This window comes from Micromonospora echinofusca, assembly GCF_017614955.1.
Taxonomy (GTDB): Bacteria; Actinomycetota; Actinomycetes; order Mycobacteriales; family Micromonosporaceae; genus Micromonospora; species Micromonospora echinofusca_A.
The window spans coordinates 1-5,635 of the sequence record NZ_WVUH01000414.1 but is presented as its reverse complement, the minus strand read 5'-3'; the positions used below and the strand labels follow the sequence as shown (position 1 = coordinate 5,635).

6 protein-coding genes are annotated in these 5,635 nt (G+C 71.8%); 1 reads left to right on the top strand and 5 read right to left on the bottom strand.

Going from position 1 to position 5,635, the window contains the following annotated elements; genetic code table 11:
* Positions 1–106: 106 nt before the first annotated feature.
* The 5 genes from GSF22_RS29850 to GSF22_RS29830 all read right to left on the bottom strand — a co-directional run bounded on the left by GSF22_RS29850 (position 107) and on the right by GSF22_RS29830 (position 4,834).
* Positions 107–1,171: a helix-turn-helix domain-containing protein gene (locus GSF22_RS29850; RefSeq protein ID WP_208817253.1), complete on the bottom strand. Its 1,065-nt coding sequence runs from the start codon at positions 1,169–1,171 to the stop codon at positions 107–109.
* A gap of 242 nt (positions 1,172–1,413) precedes the next feature.
* On the bottom strand, positions 1,414–1,917 hold the full coding sequence (locus GSF22_RS29845; protein WP_208817252.1) for a hypothetical protein: 504 nt from the start codon (positions 1,915–1,917) through the stop codon (positions 1,414–1,416).
* Positions 1,918–2,021: 104 nt separating this feature from the next.
* The gene (locus GSF22_RS29840; protein ID WP_208817251.1) at positions 2,022–3,653 is read right to left on the bottom strand and encodes a RecQ family ATP-dependent DNA helicase; all 1,632 of its coding nucleotides are present in this window, start codon (positions 3,651–3,653) and stop codon (positions 2,022–2,024) included.
* A 91-nt stretch (positions 3,654–3,744) separates the two neighbouring features.
* Entirely contained in the window at positions 3,745–3,951 is a 207-nt protein-coding gene (locus tag GSF22_RS29835; protein ID WP_208817250.1) for a DUF397 domain-containing protein, read from the bottom strand.
* Positions 3,941–4,834, bottom strand: coding sequence for a helix-turn-helix domain-containing protein (locus GSF22_RS29830; RefSeq protein WP_208817249.1), 894 nt, complete (start codon positions 4,832–4,834; stop codon positions 3,941–3,943). Before GSF22_RS29830 ends, GSF22_RS29835 begins: the two co-directional genes overlap by 11 nt.
* A gap of 365 nt (positions 4,835–5,199) precedes the next feature.
* On the opposite strand from GSF22_RS29830, the gene GSF22_RS29825 reads away from it, so the two are divergent.
* The gene (locus GSF22_RS29825) at positions 5,200–5,580 is read left to right on the top strand and encodes a hypothetical protein (RefSeq protein WP_208817248.1); all 381 of its coding nucleotides are present in this window, start codon (positions 5,200–5,202) and stop codon (positions 5,578–5,580) included.
* Positions 5,581–5,635 lie beyond the last annotated feature (55 nt).

Genomic DNA, 5,635 nt, shown 5'->3' with positions numbered 1-5,635 from the left:
GGGTGGGGCGGGGGTCCCGCGACCTGGGCGGACACCGCCGGCCGGTCAGCCGTCGGTTGCCGCCGCAACCCCCGTTGCGTCGCGGAACCGCCCCGTCCCCGACCGGTCACCGCCGGTCGGACTCCAGTATCGGGGGACCGTCGTTGTCCACGGGTGCCACCAGGTTGGCGGAACGTGCCAGGCCGGGGGAGGCGAGCACCTCGCGCTGCTCCCGGTACGCCTGCGGGGTCACCCCGTAGGCGGCCCGGAAGACCCGGGTGAAGTGCGCGCGGTCGGGGAACCCCCAGCGGGCGCCCACCGCGTACGCCGGCTGGTGCTGGAGGGCCGGGTTCATCAGGTCCCGCCGGCAGCGGTCGAGCCGCCGTTGCCGGATGAACTCCGCCACGCTGCTCTGCTCCTGGGCGAAGAGCCGGTGCAGGGACCGGACCGACATGTGGTGCGCGGCGGCGACCATCGCCGGATCGAGCCGGGGGTCGGCGAGATGCCGCTGGACGAACGCGTGCACCCGGGTCAGCAGGGCCCGCTGCCGGATGGCCGCCGGCACGGTCGCCACCGTGTCCAGATGGGTACCGAGCATGGTGGTGAACAGGTCGAGGGCGATCGTGCCGAGCTGCGGCGCGTCCTGCGGCCGGTACTGCTCGGGGTGCCGGGCGATCCGGGTCATGTACTGCGCGAGCAGCGCGCCCACCCCCTCCGTGGAGGAGAGTCGACCGGCGAAGAGCCGGGCCACCTTGTCCGGCGGCAGACTGACCAGTTCGTGCGGGATGACCAGGCACACCGAGGTGGCCAGCCCGGTCCGGCCGAGGTCGCCGAAGTGCGCCACCTCGTGCGAGCGGGTCGCGTCGTAGAAGGTGAAGTCACCGGCGGTGAAGGCGCTGGTCTGCCGGTCCTGGGTGATCCGGCTCCGGCCACTGGTGGTCAACGCCAGCATGTACACGTCGGGTTCCGAGCCGGTACGGCTGTTCGCCCGACGGGCATCCATCGACGGGTACCGGTAGTCGATGAGCTGTACCGGCCCGAGTGGAATCGCATGGGCGCGGGCGGTGAAGTTGTCGGCGTGGTCGGTGTAGACCTTCAGCGGGGCCGACATCCGGGCGATGGCGTCCAGCCAGAGCCCGAAGCGCTCCGACGGCGGCAGTTCCTCGGTGTCCACGACGGCGGACTCCAGCATTGCGGCCCCTTTCTCCCGGCGTCCGGTCGCTGCCTGAGCCTGGTTATGTAACCGCTACGTCCGATGCTGTGCCAGTCCATTGTGATTGGTCCCGCACCGCGTCGATCGGTGCCGATCGGAGTCCGAAGGTACCTGCGAAAATCCGCGCACCATCCCGGTGTCACCGTCCCGACACCGGTCGGGGCGGCAACGCCCGGGACGTTGCGCGGATCGTGACTGCTGATCGGATCCGGTACGGAACCTCAGTCGTTGAGCACCTGGGACAGCCGGTCGCGGAACCGCCGCTCCGAGTCGCTGACCACGTCGCCGCCGATCCCCAGGATGCCGCCGGTCGAGGCTGCCGTCACCACGTTTTCCGCGATCTCCACCAGCCAGTGCCGGTACGCCCCGGCCGCACCCTCGTCGACCCGGTCGGCGAGCAGCGACGCGGCGGCCCGGGCCCGGCCGAGCACGTCGTCGATCAGGGCCTGCGGGTCGGACGGCGCGATGACCGGCAGTTCCTCGCCGGCCTCCGGGTCACCCACCCGGGCGACCAGTTCGGTGGCGACGGCGGCGACCAGCGGGCTGCCCGACTCGCGCCCTGCCGAGATGGTGTCGAGTCCGGCGGCGTTCTCCGCCATGGTGCGGCGGGTACCGTCGGACTCGGCCGCGCTCGCTGCGGTCAGCACGGCCTGGGGCAGGCCGACCAGCAACCCCCACTCCTCGTCGGTGAAACCGAAGCTGGCGTACGTCGGCTGCTCGATCACGGCTGTGCCCCTTCCATTCGCTTGCCCATCTCCCGCGCCACCGGACCGCCGGCGGCCGGACCTGTCCGGCACCACGGGCCGGCACCGAGGGTATGCCAGATCGGTCAGTCCGCGACCAGCAGTCCCTGTTCGCTGACCACCGGTACGGACAGCGTCTTGTACCCCACGTCGTCGAAGAGAACCGTCATCCGGTCGGCCTCGTAGCTGAGGACCAGCCCGGTGCCCCACTCGGCGTGGCGTACCTGGCTGTGCACCGGGAACGGGCCGTGCGCGCCGCCGTCGGCGACGCTGGTGCCGGCGTGGCAGTTGTCGCAGTGCGCGCAGACGGCGGTCATCTGCTCGCCGAAGTACGCCAGCAACGTCTGGCTGCGGCAGGACCGGGTCTCGGCGAACGCCCGCATCATGTCGGTACGCGACCGCTGCACGGCCTGCTGCCGTTCCGCCTCGGCGAGCGCGGCCCGGGCCGCCTCGGCCGGCTTCGGGGCGTACCGGGGTGCGCCGATCCGCTGGTCGGCCCGGGGAGCGGCGGCGCCCACCTGCTCCAGCAGGGCGAGCAGGTTGCCGAGCTTGCGGGCCCCCAGCCCGGTGCGTTCCCGCAGGGCGGTCCGGGTCGTCGGGGCGCGCCGCAGCAGGGCGGCCAGCTCCCGCAACTCGGCCTCGTCCGGCAGTCCGCCGGTGAAGAACCGCTGCAACCCGACGTCCTCCGCCCGCCAGAGCAGCAGTACCCGGGCCGGTTCGTCGTTGCGTCCGGCCCGGCCGATCTCCTGGAAGTAGCTGTCCGGGGAGTCGGGCAACGCCATGTGCACCACCCAGGCGATGTTCGGCTTGTCGATGCCCATGCCGAACGCCGAGGTGGCCACCATGATCGGTACCCGGTCGGCGAGGAACGCCTCGTGCAGTTCCTCCCGGGCGCCGGCGGCCATCCCGCCGTGGTAGTACTGCGCCGGGAAACCGGCGGCGGTGAGCCGGGCGGCCAGTTCCTCGGCGGAGCGCCGGGTGGGTACGTAGATGATCCCGGGCCGCTCGTCCTCCCGGAGCAGCGCCACCAGCCGCCGCCACCGGTAGTCCTCGGTCGGGCAGTGCGCCACCTCGACGAAGATGTTCGGCCGGTCCAGTCCGGACACGACGATCTCCGGGTCGGTCAATCGGAGCCGGGCGACGATGTCGTCGCGTACCGGTGGCGAGGCGGTCGCGGTCAGGGCCACCACCGGTGGCCGGCCGAGCCCGTCGATCAGGTGCCCGAGCGCCAGGTAGTCGGGGCGGAAGTCGTGTCCCCACGCGGAGATGCAGTGTGCCTCGTCGATTGCCACGAGGGCCGGTCGCAGGTCGCGGATCTCGGCCATCCGGTCCGGGTTGCTGAGCTGTTCCGGGGTGATGAAGAGGAACTCGGCCCGGCCGTCCCGCAGCTCGGCGACCGCTGCCGCCTGCTGGGCGGCCGTCTCGTTCGAGCTGATCCGGACCGCCCGCAGCTCCGGCCGTTGGCGTTCGTTGAGCGCGGCGATCTGGTCCTGTTGCAGGGCGAGCAGCGGCGAGATCACCACCGTCGGCCCGGGGATCAGGCTTGCTGGGATCTGGTAGATCGCCGACTTGCCGGCCCCGGTGGGCAGCACCACCAGGGCGTCGCGGCGCTTCATCACCGCCCGCATCGCGGCGAGCTGGTTCGGGCGCAGGGTGTGCCATCCGAAGAGGTTGCGCGCCGCGCGCCGCAGCCGGGTGGCGTTCAGTGGGGATTTCATCGCAGGCGCAGGTACCCGGGCCGTTTCCGCCCGAAACCGCACGCCCCTGCCGCCGTGCGCCGCCCCGGCGCGGCCGGTCGGCGCGCGACGGTCACCCGCCGAGACGGTCGGCCCGGATCCCGGCGAGGAAGGCGGTCCAGGCCCGCGCGTCGAAGGCCAGCACCGGCCCGGAACGGTCCTTGCTGTCCCGTACGCCCACCAGCCCGACCCCGAGATCGTCGGCGACCTCGACGCAGTTGCCGCCGGTGGCGCCGCTGCGGCTGCTGGTGCGCCAGGTGGCGCCGGTCTCAGTGGCCACGGTGTTCCTCCACGATCGATTCGATCAGATGTATCGATTCTTCCTGATCCAGTGCCGCTGATTCCAGCCCCGCCCAGACCCGTTCGTAGGCGGCGACCTCGGCCGGCCGGTCGAGATAGAGCGCACCGGTGAGCCCTTCGACGTAGACCGTGCTCGGCTCGACCCAGTTCCGGCCCCGGGTGGGCTGGAAGTCGAGGATGACGAAGGTGCCGGCCTCGGTGACCAGCGGTGGCCAGGCGGCCCGGGGCAGCACCCGGATCCGCAGGTGCGGCAACTGCCGGACCAGGGTGCACAGGTGGCGGAGCTGGGTCGCCATCCCGGCCGGGTCGAGCACCGGACGGCGCAGCGCCTCCTCGCCGAGCACCACCCGCAGGGTCGGTGCGGCCGGCAGCCGGCGGGTGAGCAGCCGTTGCCGCTCGCACCGGGCGGCCACCGCCCGCTCGCGTTCGGCGATGCCGAGGTCCGGACGGTTCCGCCGGTAGTGCGCGGTGATGTAGTGGGTGGTCTGCAACAGGCCGGGAATCAACTGCGGGTCGAACTGCCGGATGGTGGTCGCCGACGATTCCAGGTTGGCATAGAGCGAGAACCATTCGGGTACGCAGTCGCCGTAGGTGTGCCACCATCCCTTGTTCCTCGTCTCCAGGGCGAGGCCCGTCACCACCGACCGCAACTCGTCCGGGACCCGGTAGAGATCGCACATGGCCCGCAGATCCGGCAGCCGGACCAGGGTGAGTCCCTTCTCGATGCGCCAGACCTTCTGCCGGGAGCAGTCCAGCTCCGCAGCGGCGGCGTCCATGCTGATCAGAGCCTCCTCGCGGAGTTGGGCGAGGAGCCGGCCGAGTTGGCGACGGGGAACACTCGACGTCGGTGTTTCATGCGACATGCAACGCCTCCACCTCAACTGCTGCAACATTCTGAATTCGCGCCGCCCGGCCGTTGTCGGGGCGGCGGCCGGAAAGGCGGAAATGATGCTAGATAGCGGGGCATACGAAGGCAAGAAAATGGTCGGATGGCGCGGCGGAACAGAATTGTGGCGGGCGGGTGCCGGTGTTTTCAAAAATGAAACAGGGCAAAGTGGCGGCAGTGGCTGCGGCCCGGTGTGCGGTACGATCCACCGGCCCGTCGGTGGCCGGCCCGTCCCGGGGCGCCGGGCCGGTGGTGCGCCTGACATCGGCCAGGAGGGTCGTGGACGAATTCCGCCGGCATTCCCGTGCCTGTCCCCACGGTCGTCCCGCCGGGGTGCGCCGGTTGGACCTCGACGTCGACTACGGCGCCTTTCCGGTGTGGACCCGTTTCATGCTGCCCGCCCGGCCCGGCCGACCGGCCCGCGAGGTGGATGGCTGCGCGGGGCCCGAGGCACTCGGCCTCTCCGCCGGGCTGGCCGCAGACCTGCAAGCCTGGGCGGACTGGCAGGACCGGCACCAGCCGGCGGCCTGGCGTGGCCCCGACGGTTGCGCCGAGCCGGCAACCGGGCAGGACTGGCAGCGCTGGCGTACCACCGGACAGGAACTGGCGCATCGCCTGGCGGCGGAGACCGGTGCGGCGGTCGTCTGTCTCTGGCCCTCGGAGGGCCGCGATCCGCACTGCCCGCACTGCGGTGATCCGGGGAGCAGTGGTCGGCCTGGTTGATCCGGTGGAGGAGCATGCCGGCATGATGCCCCTGCCAGATCCGCCGTCCCCCGCC

What these genes read in the sequence shown, in the direction of transcription:
- GSF22_RS29850 (WP_208817253.1), bottom strand. Translation starts at nt 1,171, where the DNA reads ATGCTGGAGTCCGCCGTCGTGGACACCGAGGAACTGCCGCCGTCGGAG.
- GSF22_RS29830 (WP_208817249.1), bottom strand. Translation starts at nt 4,834, where the DNA reads ATGTCGCATGAAACACCGACGTCGAGTGTTCCCCGTCGCCAACTCGGC.
- GSF22_RS29840 (WP_208817251.1), bottom strand. Translation starts at nt 3,653, where the DNA reads ATGAAATCCCCACTGAACGCCACCCGGCTGCGGCGCGCGGCGCGCAAC.